Raw genomic sequence first — 20,699 nt, 5'->3', positions numbered from 1 at the left:
CGCCGGCGCTCCGACCAGGGGAACAGCAGGCCTCATGCTCTTCTGCTTATCCCGCACTCACCCATGCGCCTCGCGTCCTACTCCACGCCGCTATGCCATGTGCCTGAACGTTTCGTCTGGACGCTTGTCGGAACGACCCGCCGTCAAGGCAGGTAGGGGCACGACCCTGGACAGCAAGCGTGCTGAATACTGAGCAGGTAACGCGGGTGACGGCCGACGACGACGTGGAGGGTAGCGTGAGCGCAGGAAATCCAGATCCAGACGAGGACAACATCACAGGACTCGAGCCCGGCGGAGGAGTGCCCCGGGTGAAACACCACCAGCTGAAGCAAGTACAACGTGGCAACAGGGCCACGGAGAAAACGACGAGCCCTCACCTCACAGATAGGGAGAACGCCTCATGAAGGAACCTGCTGCACACCCGACTACTTCCACATCACCCGACGACAAGCCGACCGCGCAGGGGAGAAGACCCGAGCACCGGCCGGCTCATGGTGAAGACGCATCGAATCCAGCGGGCGAGTCCGGATCGAGCACAGAAGACGTCCTCGATTCAGACTCGCCCGTCCTGGAAGAGGTAGAAGACAGCCCCGTACGTCCCGAGAACAGCTAGACCGAGACAAGTCCCCTGCACAAGGTCCGCAGCCACCTCGATCGCCTATACCTGACCGTCAACAGATTCCTGGTGCGGATGCTGCTTCAGGTCCCTGGTCTGAAGCAGCGCGGCTGAGCGGTTGGCTGGTAGAAGGGAGTATGACTATCGACGCGCTTGAACCTCATCCGATTGTCCGCCTGCTCGGCAAGCCCTCGGCGGAGTTCACCTGCGATGACCTTGTGCAGGCGATCGAACAGCTGGGGCTGCGTCAGGTGAACCTGCGTTATGTCGGCGGTGATGGGCGTCTGAAGACCGTGGCTTTCCCCATCAATTCGCGGGACCACCTCGTTGAGGTGCTGTCGCGGGGCGAACGGGTGGACGGCTCGAGTGTCTTTGCCGGCACGGATACCAGTGCCAGCGATGTCTACATCGTTCCGCGTCACCGCACCGCTTTCCTCAACACTTTCGGTGAGCGGGACTCGCTCGACGTGTTGTGTTCCTTCTACGACGAGTCCGGGAAGCCGCTGTCCTACGCGCGTGAGCAGATCGTGCGCCGCGCTGCCGAGGTGCTGACCGAGGAGACCGGCATGACGTTGGAAGCGTTCGGTGAGCTGGAGTACTACCTTGTCGATGAGCCCGAGCGGATCTACCCCGTCGAGGAGGAGCGCGGCTATCAGGAGTCGGGTCCGTTCTCGAAAGGTGAGCGGGTTCGGGAGCAGGTGCTGGGGTACCTCTGTGCCATGGGGGTGGCGTTGAAGTACGCCCATGGGGAGGTCGGCAATATCCTCGAGGACGACCGGCAGTTGGTCCAGCACGAGATCGAACTCCAACCTGTGCCCTTGGAGCAGGCAGCCGACAACCTCGTCCTGGCGAAGTGGGTGGTCCGCGAGGTCGCTTACGCCCACGGCCTGGAGGCGACCTTCGCCCCTCTGGTAGGCGGTAAGGGTGCAGGCAATGGCCTGCACATCCATAGCCGCCTGGTGCGTGGCGGCGACAGTACCATCGTCGGTGAGAAAGGAATCAACGACACCGGACGCCAGCTGATCGCGGGCTACCTCTCGGCGGCCAGGGCGTTGACCGCGTTCGGCAACACGGTTCCCACGTCCTACCTGCGGTTCACTGGCGGGGACGAGTCACCCGAGGGCATTTGCTGGGGTATGAAGGACCGCACCGGTCTGGTCCGGGTCCCACTGGCCTGGGGCGGCGGCGTCCTGGCCGGCATGGTTGCTCACGCCAATCCTGGCAGCACCGAGCCCATACCCGAACCTGCCACGGACCCTCAGACCGTCGAGTTCCGCCTTGGTGATGGCTCGGCTGACGTGCACCTGCTCCTGGCCGGTATGGCCGTCGCGGCCAAGCGCGGGCTGAGTGATCCCGGGAGCCTGGAGCTGGCTGAGCGGCTCAGCACCGACAATCACGACGACTTCGAGCAACTGCCTGCCTCGCGCGCGGAGTCAGCCGACGCCCTCGAGGCCGAGCGCGACATGTTCGAGGCCGACGGCGTCTTCCCCCGGACGCTGATCGACGCCCTGCTCGTGGGCTTGCGCGACACCGACGATGCAGACGACACCACAATGAGCGGAGACCCCGCCAACGACGACGCTGCTCGTGACGAGCTCATCCGCCGCCACTGGCACGTCGGCTGAATACGGTTGGCTCTCGGGTCGTTGGAACGGCGGGCGATCATCGGAACCTCGGCGACCTGCCGGCAGCGAAAATAGCGGGCGCCCTGCAGTGAAAGCTGCACCGCGAATAGGTGCTGAGCCCTACGAACACCGTCGGTTCGCATGTCCGCGGGGATGATGTTCGAGCGATGCAGTGTCTGTGGCAACGCCGCCCCGGTTTACAGCCCGAGGTTCTTCCGCGAGGTGAGTACGAGCCGTTCTACGAGGTCGTCCGGCGGGGGATTGTTCACAGGAAATGTGATGCCGGTTTTGGTGGCCTTCAGCCCGGCGGCGGTGATGTCCTCGGCGTGGGCGGTGATGGCACCCGGGGAGAGGTAGAGGCCGCACTGCTTGCTGAAGGCGGCATAACTGGCGACGATTGATCCCCCTGTCCGGAACCCTGGCATGTTGTATTCGATGACTTCCTCCGCGTCCGGAAGGATATGCGCCAATTGTGCACGCAACCTTGCCAGCAGGGGTCGGAACTGTTCCGGAGCCAAGGCGATGTAGGCATCGTGGTCGGTAATCGTCATCCCATCATGATCCAGCAGCGAGGCGTCGTCACTCGATGACATGAATCCTCGGTTCGATGACAGTCGCGCCCGTATACGGACCTACGGCCGATCAACCTACATTTCCTCGAGCATCCGATGCTCATCGGGCACACTTGAGCCCGCGCCATCCGCCGTCACGACCCTCGATCGTCTCGGTGCGTCGACGTCGAACACGCTCGCCCTGGCCGACGAGATCCGGGCGTAGAAGGTGAAACGAGAACGCGTCAACGAAGTCAACGAAGTCAACGAAGGATCAGCGCATGAAAGGCTTTGTCTTCCCAGGAACTGGCTGATTCTGTTCTCGATCGGAGGGCGCGGTCCGTATATTCAGGAAGGTTGCTTCAGGGAAGAAGCAGGACATGGACGGAGAATGAGATGAAGTCTTTTGCGTGCGGTGACGTAGTACCCGGATGCGACGCGCGATGGGTGTGCAGTTCGGACGATGAGGTTCTGTCACAGGTCGCAGCGCATGCTGCGTCGGCGCACAACCTTCACGTCCTGCCGGATGATGTCATCGCGCAGGTCCGGTCCTCCATCATCCCGGTCGGGTGACACCACAGCGATCTGGGTAGGACGAGATGGCAGCTGAGGCAGCTCCCGCCACCCCGCCCGGGCCGGTGACCCGCGCGATGGTCCTGGCGGCGTGTCAGGGGCACGGCACGACGACGGCGTACCAGCCGATCCTCGATACTGCCCGGGGCAGCATCGTCGGGTACGAAGCGTTGGCGCGATTCCCCGGGTATGAGCAATCCGATCCGGAGGCGTGGTTCGCCGCGGCCCGCGGACTCGGCCTGTCCGCTGCGTTCGAGGCTGCCACTCTGCGCAGTGCTCTGGCCCGGCGTCCGGCGCTGCCTGTCAACTGCTTCCTGACAGTGAATGTCTCACCCGCCCTGCTGCTGACCGAGGAGGTGCAGGCAGTATGGGCGGATCAAGGCGATCTGGGCGGAATCATCGTTGAGCTGACCGAGCAGACGCCCATCGACTCCTACGTCGAACTCGAGCCGGCCTTGCATCGTCTGCGCAGCGCCGGAGCGATGATCGCCATCGATGACGCCGGCGCCGGGTATGCGGGCCTGAACCATCTACTGGCTGTGCGGCCGGCCCTGATCAAGCTGGACCGCGAACTGGTGCGGGACATCGACGAGGACCCCGCGAAACGTGCCCTGGTGGAGATGATCGGGGTGTTCGCCGGTCGCATCGACGCGTGGATCCTCGCCGAGGGGATCGAGCGCGTCGAGGAGCTCGACGCGCTCATCGCCCTGAAAGTGCCGCTCGTGCAGGGCTACTTACTGGGACGCCCGGACACCGCATGGTCTGAACTCGACCTGGATCTGGCCCACCGCATGGTTGCGCGGTCCCGCGACACCGGCGGGGAGACACTGCGTAGCGTCCTGGAGACTTGTCCCAGCGCGCCCAGCACCCGGGCGGCCGCGGACCTGTTCGCCGTCCAGCCGAACCTGCGCCGCGTGGTCGTCATCGATGATCACCAGCGACCCCTCTGCATCCTGGACGCTCAGCACGCCGACCTCGGAGTTGTCAGCGCAGGTATCCGCCTGAACCTCGACACACCGCTCACGGAAGCCCTGCATCGCGCTCTCACGCGCGACGACCGGCAGCGGTACGACCCGCTGATGATCGTCGATAACGCCGGCCGATATACAGGCATCCCCCCCCTGGACCGCCTCATCGCCGCCACCCTCAGCTCGGCCGGACAATGACACCGGGACAGTCGAGGTCCGACGGTCGGTCCTGCCCTCCACGCCGGCCAGTTCCGGGGAGCACCAATTCCCCGTCCTGCTCATAGCGGGTGCGGCGACAGCTGCAAGGTGAAGTCATGTGACCGGCAGGACCGGTGGATGGCTCTGCCGAGCGGTGGCGGGCTTGATGCTCTCGACCGCCTCCGGTCCTTCCCGAACGATGGCGCTCCTGAGTGCTTGAGCGGCGGCCGTCAGATGATCATCCCAAGGGAACTCGTCAGTTGGCGGGGACAGGATGTGGACCCGTGACCTCCGGGGTCAGCTCACGCGAAATCCTGCACCTTCCTCCACCCAGGGTCGAGCGCGTGCCGGACGGACACTCCGCGCCGCTCCCGCGCGGCGGCGTCGAGGACGTCCCGGCCGTTCTGGTCCTCCGAGTCCGAGTAGACATGTAACGTCCTGACGCCCTTCGAGGTCTCGGCCACGACGACCATCCCGCGGTGACCGAGGGCGCGCACGAGGGAGTCCTCGAGGTCGTGCAGGGCGTCGAGGGCCGCCGGCAGGGGGAGGCCCTGCTCGTCGGCGTCGAACGGGACGCGCAGCGCCGTGTGGAGGTCGAACCGCGGATGGTCGATCCAGCGCAGCGGACGCAGGACCCGCACCAGGATCGGGTCGCCGGCCCCGAGCGTCCCCTGCATCAGGAGCCAGCCGGGAGCGGGCAGGGTCTGCGCCAGTCCGGCCACCCGGGCGGGCAGGTCCGCCGCCGGGATGCTGTCGACGACGTCGTTCACGATGCAGTCCACGCGGCGCACCCAGCGTTCCACGTCGTCCTCGCCGAGCAGCCACTCGAGCAGCAGGACACACAGGCCGTGCTCGTCGTCCCACTGGCCCGTGAACCCGGGGTTGTACACGGAGACGATGAAGCCGTCACCCTTGCGCGTCAGCGCCGCGTGCACGCGGGTGCGGCTCAGGTCGAACGTCCTCCCGCGGTAGGTGATCGTCGAGTCGAGCATGTCCGGGCGGGCGCTGCGGGCGGGGATGAACTCCCACCGTCTGCTCGACGGCGGTGACGCCCGGTACCAGCGCTCGGCCACCGGACGCAGCGCCGCGTCGCCGCCGCTGGAGACGCAGAGCGCGTGCTCGGCGTCGGTGCCCGTCCGTGTCTCCCATTCGAGGCCCCGGGCGATCGCCTGCACCCTGCGGGTCATCACATCCACGTAGGCCCCGAAGTCACCGGCCCGGGTGGCGGTGGTCAGCAGCTCCTCGCCGTCCTCTGCCCACCACTGCCAGAACGCGACGATGGGGTCCCTGCCGCGCGCCCGACCGGGCCGTACCCGGCGGCTGAAGAGTCCCATGGTCCCTGCTTCCCCTGGTGTGCGCGTCCGGGACGGTCCGGTTGCTGTGACCCCAGAGAATCTACCCGCGTCACGCCTGCGGCGGGGAAGCGGCGCCCGGGCCGGAGGAACTGTCCGCCGCCGGTGTCGCCCGTCTTCCGGCGGCACGCGGGTGGCGGCTCAGCGGCGGCCGCTCAGCGGCGGCGGTAGGTGAGGTCGAAGACCATGCGGCCGGCCTTGATCGCCTTGTTCTCGAAACTCGTGAGGGTCCGCCCGTCGAACCGCGGCGCCCACCCGCCGCGCTCGTCCACGCCCTCATTGACGCCCGTGTTGCCGGTGCTGACCGGGTCGCGGCCCTCGCGCACCGGCGCGCCGCCCACCACCGACTCCACGCCGCTCTCCCACACCTGGGTGAGAGGGCTCTCGGCACCCGTACGCTCCCCGTCGTGCTGGTTCTCGAAGTGTGCACTCGCGTCCAGGACCTCGCGCATCTGTACCGCGTAGCTGGACCAGTCGGTGGCGAGCCGGAAGATGCCGCGGGGCTCGAGGACACGCGCGGCGAGCTCCACGTAGTCCTCCTTGACGAGCCTGCGCTTGTGGTGCCGGGCCTTGTGCCAGGGGTCGGGGAAGAACGTCCACAGCTCGGCCACGGAGGACGCCGGGATCATGCCCCCGAAGGCCTCGGCCGCATTGACCTGCGCGGTCCGCACGTTGGTCAGGTCCTTCTGGCTGATGCGCAGCATCGTCTGGGCCAGCCCGGGACGGTAGACCTCGAGGGCGAGGTAGTCGCGCTCGGGGTCGAGCTCCGCGGCATGCGTGATGGCCTCGCCGAGTCCCGAGCCCACCTCGACGACGAGCGGCGCGGTCCGCCCGAAGGCCGTGGCGGCGTCGAACACGAACCCCGGAGCGACGGACGTATCGGCATTCTCGACGCGCGGGACGTCGATCAGGAAGGCCTCGGCAAGTTCGTCCCACGCCTCGCGGCGCCGTCCCTGGAGGCGCGAGCCCCGCCGGACGAAGGACACGGGCTGTGCGCGGTGCGGCTGGTCGGGGGTCTGTGCTTGTGGCTCCATCAGGTCCAAGGCTACCGGCAGCACATCGGCGGCCCCTGCACCTGCTGGTCCGCCGCGGGGATGGCGGTATGTGCCGGACGACCCGCGGCATGGCGAGGTCCCGGGAAGCGGCCCGCGGGCGCTCGCCGCCGCGTCCCGTCCCGCGCCGATGCGGGATCGGGGCCGCCCTGCTGGTAAACTGGGAGCACTTGCCTGCGCAGGGCGGACCGGTTCCGCCAGTGAGATGCGCAGCCTGCGTCGCTAGAACGCATTCTTTTGTCCCGCATCCAGCTTCCGGCATCCGGAAGCGCGGTGGACACTGTCTGACTTTTCTTCGGCGAACCCCCGCACCGACCGGTGCCGGGGAGTATGAGAAGAAAGCTCGTGTACTCTTCATGACTACTTTTGCTGCCCTCGGTGTGCCCAAAGCGCTGGTCGAGAACCTCGCCGCGCAGGGGATCACCGAACCGTTCCCCATCCAGGTCAAGTCCCTTCCGGACTCCCTGGCCGGGCGCGACGTCCTCGGCCGCGGCCGCACCGGCTCGGGCAAGACCCTCGCCTTCGCGCTGCCGATGGTCGCACGCCTCGCCGAGCAGGAAGCGGCCTACCGTCGCAAGCCGGGGCGTCCCCTGGCGCTCGTGCTCGCTCCCACGCGTGAGCTCGCCACCCAGATCAACGCCACGGTCGAGCCCCTCGCCAAGGAGCTGGGGCTCAACACCACGGTGATCTACGGCGGTGTGTCCCAGCAGCGCCAGGAGAAGGCGCTGCGCGCGGGCGTCGACATCGTCATCGCCTGCCCGGGCCGCCTCGAGGACCTGATGCGCCAGAGGCTCATCACCCTCGAGTCCGTGGAGGTCACCATCCTCGACGAGGCCGACCACATGGCCGACCTCGGCTTCCTGCCCGTCGTGAAGAAGCTCCTCGACACCACGCCGAAGGACGGCCAGCGCCTGCTCTTCTCGGCCACGCTCGACAACGGCGTGGACAAGGTGGTCAACCGCTACATGACCAACCCCGTCACCCACTCGGTGGACGACCCGCAGGCCGCGGTCACCACGATGGAGCACCACGTGCTCATGGTCGGCGACCAGACCCAGAAGAAGCAGCTCATCGTGCAGCTCGCCTCGGGCACCGGACGCCGCCTGCTGTTCATGCGCACCAAGCACCACGCCAGGAAGCTCGCGAAGACCCTGACCGACGCCGGCATCCCCGCCGTCGATCTCCACGGCAACCTCTCCCAGAACGCCCGGGACAGGAACCTGGCCGAGTTCTCCTCCGGCGACGTGCGCGTCCTGGTCGCCACCGACGTCGCCGCCCGCGGCGTACACGTGGACGACGTCGAACTCGTGGTCCACGTGGACCCGCCCACGGAGCACAAGGCGTACCTGCACCGCTCGGGCCGTACGGCTCGCGCAGGCTCCTCGGGAACAGTGGTCACGATCACGCTGCCCGAGCAGAAGTCCGAGGTGCAGAAGCTGATGAAGGCCGCAGGCGTCGACGTCGCCTTCGAGACCGTCAAGGCCACCTCGCCGCTCGTGCTGTCCCTGACCGGCGACCTCGCGGAGAAGATCGATCCCCGCACGCGGGCGGCGCTCCTGGCATCCCGTGAATCCTCACGCGGCGAGGGTACCTCGACCGGCGCCAACGCCGAGCGCAAGCGCGCCCGACGCGGATCGGCTGCTCCGGCTGCCGGCGGCCGTGGAGGACGGGGTGGACGCGGTCGCGTCTCCGCCGATCCCCAGGCGGCGCAGGGCAACCGTGCCGACCGTCGCAAGGACCAGCCGCAGGCACCCCGGTTCGGGTCCGACACCGGTGCTGCCGCGAAGACCGGTGGCTCGCGCCGCCGGGCCGACGAGCCCCGCACCGCGTCCGAGACCTCGACGCGCAGCCGCCGTCCCGCCTCTGGCCAGCGCGTCGGCGACGCCGTCCGTCGCCCCGCCGCGGGAGCCCCCGCAGCAGGTGGACAGCGCAGCCACGCGCCGTCGTCGGCACCGCGGGCCGAGGGCGCACGCCGCGCCGCCGGTTCCCGCAGGGCCAGCGCGCCGGCGTCGAACGACCGTCGCCCGCGCTGACATCCGGATGACGAGCGAAGGCCCTCTCCCCGATCAGGGGAGGGGGCCTTCGCCCGTCCCGGGTGATGCGGGGCCCGGGGGTATGGGCGAGAATGGGGCGATGAACGCAATCCTGAACGTCATCTGGCTCCTGTTCGGCGGCATCTGGCTCGCGCTGGGCTACTTCGCGGCCGGAATCATCTGCTGCGTGCTGATCGTGACCATCCCGTTCGGGATCGCCTCGTTCAGGATCGGTCTCTACGCGCTGTGGCCCTTCGGCCAGACGATCGTCCATCGCGGCAACCGGGTCACGGTCCTCTCGAGCATCGGCAACGTGATCTGGCTGCTCGTCGCCGGCATCTGGATCGCCATCGGCCATGTGCTCACCGCCATCCCGATGTTCCTCAGCATCATCGGGATCCCGCTCGGCATCGCCAACCTCAAGCTCATCCCGGTGTCACTCGCGCCGCTCGGGAAGGTGATCGTCCCGTCGTCGGGTACGTACCTGCCCACCTACCGCTGAAGCTCGCCGGATGCCCGGTATCAGCTGATCGTGGCCAGACGAGGCGTCCGGGGAGGCTCCACCCGACGGGGCGAGCCGATCCGCTCGAAGGCTGCGGCCATGTTCAGCAGCTCGGTGTCGGCATACGCCGCTCCGGCGAACGTCAGGCCCACCGGCATCCGCAGGTCCTCGAGCAGTCCCATGGGTACGGTGACCGTCGGTATGCCCAGGTGCCGCGGCACCAGGTTGCCGTTGGAGACCCAGACGCCGTTGCGCCAGGCGATGTCCGCCGATGCGGGATTCCGGTCGCTGTCGGCCGGGCCGATGTCGGCGGCCGCCGGGAAGACCACGGCGTCGAGTCCGTGCCGGTCCATCCAGTGGTCGAGGTCCAGCCGCCGCGTCTCCTCGAGTCCCCGGAGTCCCTCCTCGAGGTGCGGGATGTCCGTCAGTGCGCTGATGGCGTGCTCGCGGAGATGCGCCGGGTATCCGGTGATGTCGTCGTCGAATCCGTGATAGCGGTCCGGGAGGGATCCCTCCGGTGGGGGGAAGATCGCCGAGCCGTCGACGTCGGAGAGGCTGGAGAGCGCAGGGTCGCCGTTGGCCTGCAGGAAGTCGTGCCACGCCCACGAGGACAGGTCCGTGATCTCCCGGCGCAGGAAGTCCTGGCTCACGAGGCCGCGCGTGGAGATGGTCGGTGCTCCAGGACGGTCGCCTTCGTAGTTGGAGACGACGGGGAAGTCGACCTCGACCACGGTCGCCCCGGCGTCCTCCAGGTCGCGGCGGGCCGCCTCCCAGAGCGCGATGACCGACGGGCGGGTGGAGATGCGCCGGCCGGTCGGCCCGCCGATGCCCGGCGCCTCGCCGGTCCCGGCGTCCGGGTCGGCGTTGATGTACATGCGGGGGACACCCAGGCGTCTGCCGGCAAGCACCCGGCGCGCCTCGGTGACGCCGTCCGGGTGGAGGGCCGTGTAGGAGGCGGGCCGGAGCGCCGACGCCGGGGGGATGGGGAGCCAGGGCTGCATCCTCCAGAAGTCGCCGCGCGTCACGGTGTCGTCCGCGACGACGACGTCGAGGACCTCGAGGAGGTCCGCCATGGTGCGGGCATGCGGCACCACCACGTCCATGGTGGGGACCAGGGGCCAGTTGCCGCGCACGGAGATGACCCCGCGGGACGGCGTGTAGGCGCACAACCCGTTGTTGGAGGCGGGTGCCCGGCCCGAGGACCACGTCTCCTCGGCGAGGCCGAAGGCGGCGAAGCTCGCGGCCGTCGCGGTCCCCGAGCCGTTCGAGGAGCCGGAGGCGAAGGCCGCTGTGAGGTAGTCGGCGTTGTAGGGGCTCTCGGCGCGGCCGTAGAGTCCGCGCTGCATGCCTCCGTTGGCCATGGGCGGCATGTTCGTGAGGCCGATCAGGACCGCCCCTGCACCGCGGAGGCGCTCGATGGTGAAGGCGTCCTGCCGGGCCACCAGATCACGGAAGGCGGGTGACCCGGCCGCGACGGTGAGGCCGTCGACCTTGTAACTGTCCTTCGCCGTGTAGGGGATGCCGTCGAGCGGGCCCAGCGCCCGCCCGGCTGCACGACGGCGATCCGACGCGCGCGCCTCGTCCAGTGCGCCGGGGTTGAGCACGACGACGGAGTTCAGGCGGGGTCCGCCCCGGTCGAACGCCTCGATGCGCCGGAGGTAGGCGGTGACGAGTTCCTCGCTGGTCGCCGCGCCCGTCCGCAGGGCCTCCCGCGATTCCGCGATGGTCGCCTCCACCACGTCGAAGCCCATCAGGAACCGCCATCCCCGCGCCGCGGGGCCGGCTGCTGCTGCGTGATGCAGTGGATGCCGCCGCCGAAGGCGAAGATGTCGCGCGCATCGACGAGCTCGACGGTGCGGTCGGGATACGCGTCCTGCAGGATCCCCGCAGCCACGGAGTCGTTCGGGTCGTCGAAGGCGCAGAGCACCACCACGCCGTTGGCGACGTAGTGGTTGAGGTAGGACCAGTCGACGATCCCGTCGTCGTCATGGGTGACCGTCGGGGCCGGCACGTCGATGATCGGCAGTGCGCGGCCGTCGGCGCCGGTGGAGGACGCGAGCACGGCCCTGATCTCGCGGGTCACCTCATGGTCCGGATGCCCCGGATCGTCCTGCCGGTGGACGAGGAGCGAGCCCGCCGGGGTGAAGGCGGCGACGATGTCGACGTGCCCGCGGGTGCCGAACTCCCCGTAGTCCCGCGTCAGGCCCCGGGGGAGCCAGACGGCGTGACGGGTGCCGAGCCGGGCGTGGATCTCGGTCTCGACGGACTCCCGGGTCGCCCCGGGATTGCGGCCCGGATCCAGCTGGACGGTCTCCGTCAGCAGGACCGTGCCGCGTCCGTCCACGTGGAAGCCGCCGCCCTCGTTGACGAGTCCGCTGCCGAGGACCTCCACTCCGGCCAGATCCGCCACCGCGCGTCCCACGCCCCGATCCCTGGACCAGGCCGCCCAGTGCTGGGCCCCCCACCCGTTGAACACCCAGTCGACGCCGGCGACCGCGCCGTCCTGACCGTGGACGAAGGTGGGCCCGGAGTCGCGCAGCCACGCATCGTCCAGCGGAACCGGTTCGACCGCGACGCCCTCTCCGAGGAGTGTGCCGGCCGCCTCGGTGTCGGCGGGATCGGCCAGGACCGTCACCGGCTCGTAGCGGGCGATGACCTGCGCGACGCGCGCCCAGGCGTTCCGCGCCCGGGCGAGGGTGTGGCTTCCGTCGGGGCCGAAGGTGTCATTGGCCGGGGGGAAGGCCATCCACGTGCGGTCGTGGGGCTCCCACTCCGCGGGCATCCTCTGCCGTCCCGTGGGGATCGCTCGTTCAGGGGTCGCTTCCGTCGTGAGGGTGGATGCGTCGTCGTGGTGTCGGGGGTTCACGGGAGTCCTTCTGGATCGGGAGTGCTGGATCGGGGGAGTGTCGGGGCGGAACCGGAGGCTGCCGGCAGGCGCCTCAGTCGTCGAGGACGAGCGACGACGAGTCCCTGGTGAGGGTCCGGCCGCGGAAGAAGTCGGGGCTGCGCCGGTGGACGACGAGCATGACGACGGCACCGGCCACGAGGATGCCGATGCCGATCACGAAGACGAGGCCGATCCCGAAGAGTTCGGACCCGCTGCCGAACGCCGGGTCCCAGCTGTCCACGGCGGTCTGGAGGAAGACGACGATCAGCCCGATCCCGCCGAGGAGCGGCGCGCAGAGCCGGTAGACCACGTTCCGGAGGCTGCTGAACAGCGAGTCCCTGAAGTACCAGACGCAGGCGAGGGCCGTCAGCCCGTAGTAGAAGCAGATCATCAGGCCGAGCGCCTGGATGGTGTCGTTGAGGACGTTCTCGCTGATGAGGCGCATCAGGACGTAGAAGGCGGCCGAGACGACACCGGAGAAGACCGTCGCATAGACCGGCGAGTTGAAGCGGGTGCTGACGTGCGCGAACCGGCCCGGCAGGGCGCGGTAGTAGCCCATGGCGAGCAGCGTGCGGGCCGGCGAGACGAAGGTCGACTGCAGCGACGCCCCGCAGCTCGAGAGGACGGCCAGCGACAGGAGGATCGCGAACGGACCCATCACGGGCGCGGCGAGACCGGTGAACACGTTCTCGGAGTTGTCCGGGTTGTTCAGTCCGATGCCGGTGGCGCCGAGGCCGGCGAACATCACGGTCGCGATCGACCCGAGGAGGTAGATCACGAGGATGGCGACCGCCGCGACGGTGGCGGCCAGCCCCGACGTCCGGCGTCCGTCGGTGGCCTCCTCGCTCACGGTGAGGCAGACGTCCCAGCCCCAGAAGGCGAAGATGGACAGCGACAGGCCGGCGGCGAAGGCGGAGAAGCTCTCGATGCCCAGGGGGTTGAACCACTCCCAGCTGAAGGCGGGGCCGGAGGCGCTACCGGCCGCGATCCGTGCGAAGGCCTGGACGGTGTACCAGGCGAGGACGAGCAGCTGGAAACCGACGAGGACGTACTGAACCGTGCGCGTGGTGCGGATGCCCCGGCAGGACACCCAGACCGCTGCCCCCATGAAGATCAGGCAGGTGACGATGTTGACGGCCCTGTTCGAGGTCAGGCCGGCGATCGATGCGTCGCCGGTGAGTTGTCCGAGGAACAGGTAGAAGAAGTCGACGGCGACGCCGGCCAGGTTGGACAGGACGATGATGTTCGCCGCGAGCAGTCCCCAGCCGCCCATCCAGCCCACGAAGGGACCGAAGGCCTTCGTGACCCAGGTGAAGGTGGTCCCGCTGTCCGGCGAGTCGGCGTTGAGTTCCTTGTAGGCGAGGGCGACGAGGAACATGGGGATGAACCCGACGATGAAGATGGCGGGCAGGTGGACGCCGATCTCGGCGACGGTGAGGCCCAGTGTGCTGGTCAGGACGTAGGCGGGCGCGATCGTCGAGATGCCGATGATGACGATGGCGAGCAGTCCGAGCTGGCCGCGGGCGAGTCCCTTCGGTGAGGTCCCCGTCCCGCCGGCGGAGCCGGCCCCCGAGGTCGCGGTCTGGCTGGGCGATGTGGGCACGATGGTCGGCCTTCCTCAGGAGGGTGGACGCGCCTCGTCATCGACGACGTCCACCGGGAGCGGGTGCGGCCGGAGGGTGTCCGACCATGGGCGGGAGTGACCCGCACCTCAAAATGAATGGCATTCATTTACTCGGATCACTGTAGGGGGCGTCGTCGGTTTTGGGAAGGGGGTCGTGGCGCCGCAAGGGGCGCCGGACAGCGGAAAGGGCCGCCACCGACCAGGCGGTGACGGCCCTTTCCTCTCGTGGAGGCTAGGAGCCGTCGGCGGCGCCGGACCCGCCCGAGCCGTTCAGCCCGACCTTGTCGGTGTTCTTCATCAGGTCGCCGAGGAGGGCGATGATGTCGAGCCCCGTGGTGTCCTTGACCAGCTGGGTGGTCTGGTGGACGCCGCTCGAGACGTTCTTGCTGAGCTGGCTCGCGCCGTCGTTCGAGACCACGGTCATGGTGTCGATCGCCGACATGGGGGCTGCGATCTCGCGGGCCATCGCGGGGAGGACCTCGAGGACCTTCGACAGGATGGCGGCCTGGTTGAACTTCTCGTAGGCCTCCGCCTGGGCCGCGATGCCGGCGGCCTCGGCCTTGCCGCGGGCCTCCGTGGACCCGGCCTCCGCCTCACCGCGGGACGCGATGACGGCGGCGTCCGCACGGCCCCTGGCCTCGTCGATCGCTGCCTCGGCGGTGCCGCGTGCGGTGTTCGCCGCAGCATCCGCCTCGGCTGCCACGCGGTCGCCCTCGGCGACGAGCTTGCGCCGTGAGAGGTCGACGCGGGCCTCGATCTCGCTGGCCTCGGACGCGCGACGACGTTCCTCGAGCTTCGCGTCCGCCTGCTGGATGAGACGGTACTTCTCGGCGTCGGCGGGCTTGCGCACCTCCGTGTCGAGCTCACGCTCACGGAGCTCGGCGCGCCGCTGGGCGACCTGCTGCTCCCGCATGATGACCTGCTCCTGCTGTTCCGCCTGCGCGAGCGGACCCGAAGCGTCGGCACGTGCCTGGCGTGCGTCCGCCTCCTCCTTCAGCTCCGCGCGCCGGATGATCAGCTGCTGCTGCGCGAGGGCCACCTGCTCGTCGGACAGGGCGCGGGCCTGCTCGGACTCCTGCATGGACCGGGCCTCGGCGATCTTCGCGTTGCGTTCCGCCAGCGCCGCCTCGGGCCGACCGAGGTTCTTCAGGTACCCGGAGTCGTCATCGACGGACTGGATCTGGAACGTGTCGATCTCCAGGCCCTGGTTGTGCATGGAGTGCTCCGCCTCCTCCTTCACGCTCTTCGCGAAGGTGGCGCGGTCCCGGATGATCGACTCGACCGTCAGGGTGCCCACGATGGAGCGCAGCGAGCCCGAGAGGGTCTCCTGGGTGTAGTGGTCGATGGCGTCCTGCTGGTTGAGGAAGCGCTGGGCTGCCTTGCGGACGGCGTCGGCGTCACCGCCCACCTTCACCTGGGCCACGCCGGTCAGGTGGAGTTTGATGCCGTTCTTGGAGATGCCCTCGATGCGCAGGGACACCTGGCGTGAGGCGAGGGACAGCGGGTAGGCGCGCTGCGAGAACGGGTTGATGAAGATGCGGCCGAAGACGACGCGCTGGCTGTCGGGGTCCGGCTGCCCCTTGCTGTCCTTGGACGAGATGATGAGTGCCTGGTCCGGGCTGGCGATGTGCAGCGCCATGCGGGCGAGCACGACGGCGACGACGATGACGACGAGCAACACCACCGCGCCGATGATGAGCGGGATGAACGTGAGATCCACTTGCGACCCTTTCAACGGTCTTCGGATGGCCCCCGGCGCACCTGTGGCGCCGGGGGATGATCAAGCTACTGCGTTCACTGTGCTGATCCGACCCCCATGTCGTCGAAGTGGACGGCCCGGCCTTCGCGGCGGACCGGTGGCTGTTAGGTGGCGGCTCCCGCGAGGAATGCCCGCATGAGGGGGCCGCCGGACGTGGAGCCGAGCTCGCCCTCCTCGACGAAGACGGCGACGGCGAGGTCGCCCTGCAGGGCGACCACCCACGCGTGGGTGCGGGGCGGGGTCTCGCTGCCGAACTCCGCGGTGCCCGTCTTGGCCAGGACGGGCTCGCCCGGCACGTCCTTCAGCAGTTGCGCGCCGCCCTGGGCGACGACGGCGGCCATGAGGGTCTTCAGCGTCGTGGACTCGGCGGCCGTGAAGGCGCTCGGTGCCGCCTCCTCGGAGGGGCCGGCGGTGGCCGACGGCGTGGCGTCCTCCGACCCGGGGTCCAGGTCCGTGGACCCGCCGGATGCCAGGAGCGTCGGCGTGACGCGTGAGCCGGCGCCGACGGATGCGGCCATGGTGGCGAGCGCGAGGGGTGAGACGAGGACCTCGCCCTGCCCGATCATGGCGGCGGCATGCGCCGTTCCCTCCGCCTCGGTGGGTACGGAACCGAAGAACGCGGGCGTACCGATGCTCGCCTCGACGCCGATGCCGAGGTCGGTGGCTGCGCCCGCGAGATCGGCCTGCGTGATCCTGTCCCGCGCCGAGATGAACCCCGTGTTGCAGGACTGTGCGAAGGTCTCCAGGAGCGGGATGGTGCCGAGGAACTGAGCGGGGTAGGTGCTCGCGTTGTTGAACGTCCGGCCGTCCACCGTCACCTCCTCCGCGCAGTCGGTGGGCGTCTCCGGGGTGACGCCCTTCCGCAGGAGCGCGAGGCTCGTGGCCACCTTGAACGTGGATCCCGGCGGGTACTGCCCGAGCAGTGCCGTCTGCAGCCCCTCGCTGCCCGGGCCGTTGGCGGCGGCGAGGACCTCGCCCGTGCTGGGGCGGATGGCCACGATCGACGACGCCGAGGGCTCGTCCGCGAGCACCTGCTCGCCGAGGCTCTGCAGGCGGGGATCGAGCGTGGTTGCGAGGTCGGTGCCGTCCACGGGCGGCTTGGCGAACAGCCGCTGCGTCGGTGTGGCCGGGGCGTCGACGGGCGCGGCGTTGACCTCCAGGCCGGGTGTCCCGGCGAGCCGGGCGTTGTGCTGCAGCTGCAGGCCGCCGAGACCGGTGACGTCCCCGGCCGTGACGGCGCCGTCGGACTGGTCCACCAGTTCCTCGGTCGCCTCGCCGACGCTGCCGAGCAGCTCGCGGGCGAAGGTGCGGGTCGGTGCGAGCTCGAGGGTGTCGGCCTGCCGCAGGGCGCCCGGGATGGCGTCGATCTGCGCGTCCGTCACAGTGCGGGTGGCGTCGTCGCGCAGCACGAGGGCGACGACGAAGGCCTCGGCGCCCGCGTCCGTGACCTGCTGCTCGTAGTCGGCGGGATCCACCTCGAGCAGTGTCGCGAGGGCCCGCGCGGACGCCGCCTGCTGCTCGGCGGGGACACGCGTCTTGTCGATCCCGACCCTGATGACGGGCCGCTGGGTGACGATCACCTCGCCGCGCGCGCCGGTGATGTCCCCGCGGTCGCCCGGGACGCGCGTCAGCGTCAGTTTCTCCTCCGGCAGGAGGTTCGGGACGAACACCGCCGGGTCCCAGGCGGCCTGCCACACGTCCTCCACGCGCGTCAGGTCCGCCGTGGTGCTGTACGTCCAGTCGGAGTCCGTGGCGTCGAGATCCCAGACGTAGTCGAGGGTGGCTCTCGCGCTGTCCTCGCCCGTCTCCTCCACACCGGCCACCGTCACCCGGGGCGCCCCGGGCGCGAAGCCCTCCGTGATCACGGCGAGCTGGTGGGTCACCTCGGAGGACTCCAGGGAGTCGAAGGAGGACTGTCCGACGTCGAGCCGGCCCAGCCCCTCGGCCAGCGTGCCGGCCGCGTCCTCGGCCGTGGGACGGTCGTCCGTGCACGCGGCGAGGCTCAGTGCGAGAACGGCAATGGTCAGCACGGACGTGGCGCGGTGAAGTTTCCCCATACGGCTCATTATGTCGGAGACGCAGCCTCCGCCGGCCCCGCGCCTCACCGGAACGCGCACGGCCCGTCGCCGACCGCCGACCGCCGACCGCCGCGAGCGTAGCGCACCTGCGCGGGCTTGTCCCTCGGGAATATCCACCCCCGTATCAAAGTTGAGTCAAGTACACTCAATGTGATCGTCATCCCTGTGTCAGGACGGAAAGGAACCGCGCGTGGACACCAATTTCACCACCAAGAGCCGTGAGGTGCTGTCGACTGCCGCCATGAATGCCTCCACGGCGGGCAACGCACAGATCGAGACCCCCCACTTCCTCAAGGCACTGCTGGATCAGCGGGAAGGCATCGCCGTCGCGCTCCTCAAGGCCGCGGGCGCGGATCCCGATACCGTGAGCGTGCAGGCCAGCGCCGCGATCAAGGCCCTGCCGTCGTCGTCGGGATCCTCCGTGGCGCAGCCGCAGTTCTCCCGCGGCGCCCTGCAGACGGTCAACGCCTCCAAGGAGGAGGCCGACACCCTGGGGGACCAGTTCGTCTCCACCGAGCACCTCCTGCTGGCCCTCGCATCCGACGCCGGTGCCGCGGGCGGCATCCTCCGCTCCGCCGGGCTCACGCGTGAGGCCCTCGCCTCCGCACTCCCCGGCGTGCGGGGTGACCGGCGCGTGACCACCCCGGACCCCGAGAACACCTTCCAGGCCCTCGAGAAGTTCGGCGTGGACCTCACCGAGGTGGCCCGCAGCGGCAAGCTCGATCCCGTGATCGGCCGCGACGCCGAGATCCGCCGTGTGGTCCAGGTTCTCAGCCGCCGCACGAAGAACAACCCCGTCCTGATCGGCGAGCCCGGCGTGGGCAAGACCGCCGTCGTCGAGGGCCTCGCGCAGCGCATGGTGGCCGGGGACGTCCCCGAGTCGCTCCGGGGGAAGAGCCTGATCAGCCTCGACCTCGGCTCCATGATCGCGGGCGCCAAGTACCGCGGGGAGTTCGAGGAGCGCCTGAAGGCGGTGCTCGAGGAGATCCGCTCGTCCAACGGCCAGGTCGTCACGTTCATCGACGAGCTGCACACCGTGGTGGGCGCCGGGGCGTCCGAGGGGTCCATGGACGCCGGGAACATGCTCAAGCCCATGCTGGCGCGCGGCGAGCTCCGGCTCATCGGTGCGACGACGCTCGACGAGTACCGTGAGAACGTCGAGAAGGACCCCGCACTGGAGCGCAGGTTCCAGCAGGTGTACGTCGGCGAGCCGTCCGTGCCCGACACGATCGGCATCCTGCGCGGACTGAAGCAGCGCTACGAGGCGCACCACAAGGTCTCAATCGCCGACTCCGCGCTCGTGGCCGCGGCCACGCTGTCCCACCGGTACATCCCGGGGCGGCAACTCCCGGACAAGGCGATCGACCTCGTCGACGAGGCGGCCTCGCGCCTGCGCATGGAGATCGACTCCGCGCCGGTGGAGATCGACGAGCTGCGCCGGTCCCTCGAGCGCATGCGCATGGAGGAGATGGCGCTGTCCCGTGAGAAGGACGAGGCGTCCCGCGAGAGGCTGGACGCCCTGCGCGCCGAGATGGCGGACCGCCAGGAGGAGCTCGACGGGCTGAATGCGCGGTGGGAGGCGGAGAAGGCCGGCCTGAACCGCGTGGGCGACCTGAAGGCATCCCTGGACGACCTGCGCTCGCAGGCCGACCGTGCCCAGCGCGAAGGCGACCTCGAGGCGGCGTCGCGCATCCTGTACGGGGAGATCCCGCAGGTGGAGCGCGAGCTCCGCGAGGCGCAGGCCGCCGAGGAGCAGAGCGCCAACGCCCCGGAGCTGATGGTCGCCGAGGAGGTCACCGCGAACGACATCGCCGAGGTGATCTCCGCCTGGACGGGCATCCCGGCCGGGCGCATGCTCCAGGGCGAGAGCGAGAAGCTCCTGGCCATGGAGCAGGTGATCGGCGCGCGCCTGATCGGGCAGCAGCGGGCGGTGTCCGCGGTGTCCGACGCCGTCCGGCGAGCCCGGGCCGGTGTCTCCGACCCGAACCGCCCCACGGGTTCCTTCCTGTTCCTCGGCCCCACTGGTGTGGGCAAGACGGAGCTCGCCAAGGCGCTCGCGGACTTCCTGTTCGACGACGAGCGCGCCATGATCCGGATCGACATGTCCGAGTACTCGGAGAAGCACTCGGTGGCGCGCCTCGTCGGCGCTCCTCCGGGATACGTGGGCTACGAGGAGGGTGGACAGCTCACCGAGGCCGTGCGCCGCCGCCCCTACAGTGTGGTGCTGCTCGACGAGGTGGAGAAGGCGCATCCCGAGGTCTTCGACCTGCTGCTGCAGGTGCTCGACGACGGTCGCCTCACCGACGGCCAGGGCCGCACGGTCGACTTCCGCAACGTGATCCTCGTGATGACCTCGAACCTGGGCTCGCAGTTCCTCGTGGACCCGTCCCTCGACGACGCCGCGAAGCGCGCCGCCGTGATGTCCGCCGTCAACGCGAACTTCCGGCCGGAGTTCCTGAACCGGCTCGACGACGTCGTGGTGTTCGACCCGCTGAGCCTCGACGAGCTGTCGCGGATCGTGGAGCTGCAGGTGAAGTCGCTGAGCGACCGGCTGCACGACCGGAGGCTCGAGCTCGAGGTCAGTGAGGCCGCCCGCGAGTGGCTCGCCCTCACCGGGTTCGACCCGGCGTACGGAGCACGCCCGCTCCGCCGACTCGTCCAGCGCGAGATCGGCGACCGGCTGGCCCGGGGCATCCTTGCCGGCGAGATCGTCGACGGCGACACCGTCGTCGTCGACCGTCCGGAGCCCGACATGGATTCCCTCGGGGACGCGGGCGCAGAGCCGGAGGGCCTTCTCGTGCAGGCCGCACGGTAGCATCGCCATCCCGGATGCGACGAAGGGGAGGGACCATTCGGTTCCTCCCCTTCGTACGTCCTGCCC

15 protein-coding genes are annotated in these 20,699 nt (G+C 69.4%); 7 read left to right on the top strand and 8 right to left on the bottom strand.

Annotated features, from left to right (window positions below; all coding sequences use genetic code 11):
• Positions 1–179: 179 nt before the first annotated feature.
• Together AC4D2C_RS10185 and AC4D2C_RS10180 are read left to right on the top strand one after the other, a co-directional pair.
• Positions 180–404 (top strand): DUF6480 family protein, encoded by a 225-nt coding sequence (locus AC4D2C_RS10185; RefSeq protein WP_490914567.1) that lies wholly within the window; start codon positions 180–182, stop codon positions 402–404.
• Positions 405–753: 349 nt separating this feature from the next.
• Positions 754–2,241 carry a glutamine synthetase beta-grasp domain-containing protein gene (locus tag AC4D2C_RS10180; protein WP_490914565.1) on the top strand — a complete coding sequence of 496 codons (1,488 nt, stop codon included), beginning with the start codon at positions 754–756 and terminating at the stop codon, positions 2,239–2,241.
• Between the two features lie 197 nt (positions 2,242–2,438).
• Here AC4D2C_RS10180 and AC4D2C_RS10175 read toward each other — a convergent pair whose 3' ends face one another.
• Positions 2,439–2,834 carry an iron chaperone gene (locus AC4D2C_RS10175; protein ID WP_490914563.1) on the bottom strand — a complete coding sequence of 132 codons (396 nt, stop codon included), beginning with the start codon at positions 2,832–2,834 and terminating at the stop codon, positions 2,439–2,441.
• A 354-nt stretch (positions 2,835–3,188) separates the two neighbouring features.
• On the opposite strand from AC4D2C_RS10175, the gene AC4D2C_RS10170 reads away from it, so the two are divergent.
• Together AC4D2C_RS10170 and AC4D2C_RS10165 are read left to right on the top strand one after the other, a co-directional pair.
• Complete coding sequence (locus AC4D2C_RS10170) at positions 3,189–3,365, top strand: DUF1059 domain-containing protein (protein WP_490906741.1); 177 nt, start codon at positions 3,189–3,191, stop codon at positions 3,363–3,365.
• A 26-nt stretch (positions 3,366–3,391) separates the two neighbouring features.
• On the top strand, positions 3,392–4,531 hold the full coding sequence (locus AC4D2C_RS10165; RefSeq protein ID WP_490914561.1) for an EAL domain-containing protein: 1,140 nt from the start codon (positions 3,392–3,394) through the stop codon (positions 4,529–4,531).
• Between the two features lie 302 nt (positions 4,532–4,833).
• Here AC4D2C_RS10165 and AC4D2C_RS10160 read toward each other — a convergent pair whose 3' ends face one another.
• Together AC4D2C_RS10160 and trmB are read right to left on the bottom strand one after the other, a co-directional pair.
• Positions 4,834–5,865 (bottom strand): DUF695 domain-containing protein, encoded by a 1,032-nt coding sequence (locus AC4D2C_RS10160; protein ID WP_490914559.1) that lies wholly within the window; start codon positions 5,863–5,865, stop codon positions 4,834–4,836.
• 173 nt (positions 5,866–6,038) lie between these two features.
• The gene (trmB, locus tag AC4D2C_RS10155; protein ID WP_490914557.1) at positions 6,039–6,917 is read right to left on the bottom strand and encodes a tRNA (guanosine(46)-N7)-methyltransferase TrmB; all 879 of its coding nucleotides are present in this window, start codon (positions 6,915–6,917) and stop codon (positions 6,039–6,041) included.
• A 374-nt stretch (positions 6,918–7,291) separates the two neighbouring features.
• Between trmB and AC4D2C_RS10150 the strand changes: the two genes are divergently transcribed.
• Complete coding sequence (locus AC4D2C_RS10150; protein WP_490906753.1) at positions 7,292–8,968, top strand: DEAD/DEAH box helicase; 1,677 nt, start codon at positions 7,292–7,294, stop codon at positions 8,966–8,968.
• A gap of 100 nt (positions 8,969–9,068) precedes the next feature.
• A complete protein-coding gene (locus tag AC4D2C_RS10145) occupies positions 9,069–9,470 on the top strand; it encodes a YccF domain-containing protein (RefSeq protein ID WP_490906754.1) in 402 nt (133 codons plus the stop codon).
• Between the two features lie 20 nt (positions 9,471–9,490).
• Here AC4D2C_RS10145 and AC4D2C_RS10140 read toward each other — a convergent pair whose 3' ends face one another.
• The 5 genes from AC4D2C_RS10140 to AC4D2C_RS10120 all read right to left on the bottom strand — a co-directional run bounded on the left by AC4D2C_RS10140 (position 9,491) and on the right by AC4D2C_RS10120 (position 17,797).
• Complete coding sequence (locus tag AC4D2C_RS10140; RefSeq protein ID WP_490914555.1) at positions 9,491–11,221, bottom strand: amidase; 1,731 nt, start codon at positions 11,219–11,221, stop codon at positions 9,491–9,493.
• The gene (locus tag AC4D2C_RS10135; protein WP_490914812.1) at positions 11,221–12,252 is read right to left on the bottom strand and encodes an agmatine deiminase family protein; all 1,032 of its coding nucleotides are present in this window, start codon (positions 12,250–12,252) and stop codon (positions 11,221–11,223) included. The genes AC4D2C_RS10140 and AC4D2C_RS10135 overlap by 1 nt, the downstream gene beginning before the upstream one ends.
• A 157-nt stretch (positions 12,253–12,409) precedes the next feature.
• Entirely contained in the window at positions 12,410–13,960 is a 1,551-nt protein-coding gene (locus tag AC4D2C_RS10130; RefSeq protein ID WP_490914553.1) for an APC family permease, read from the bottom strand.
• 253 nt (positions 13,961–14,213) lie between these two features.
• Positions 14,214–15,701 carry a flotillin family protein gene (locus AC4D2C_RS10125; protein ID WP_490914551.1) on the bottom strand — a complete coding sequence of 496 codons (1,488 nt, stop codon included), beginning with the start codon at positions 15,699–15,701 and terminating at the stop codon, positions 14,214–14,216.
• A gap of 143 nt (positions 15,702–15,844) precedes the next feature.
• Positions 15,845–17,797: a penicillin-binding transpeptidase domain-containing protein gene (locus AC4D2C_RS10120; RefSeq protein ID WP_490914549.1), complete on the bottom strand. Its 1,953-nt coding sequence runs from the start codon at positions 17,795–17,797 to the stop codon at positions 15,845–15,847.
• 211 nt (positions 17,798–18,008) lie between these two features.
• Here AC4D2C_RS10120 and clpB point away from each other — a divergent pair, with 211 nt between their 5' ends.
• On the top strand, positions 18,009–20,633 hold the full coding sequence (gene clpB, locus AC4D2C_RS10115) for an ATP-dependent chaperone ClpB (RefSeq protein ID WP_490914548.1): 2,625 nt from the start codon (positions 18,009–18,011) through the stop codon (positions 20,631–20,633).
• Positions 20,634–20,699 lie beyond the last annotated feature (66 nt).

The sequence above is a fragment of the Arthrobacter sp. TJ-240 genome, from assembly GCF_058269195.1.
The sequence above is the reverse complement of the archived record's forward strand: the minus strand, read 5'-3'. Positions and strand labels throughout refer to the sequence as shown.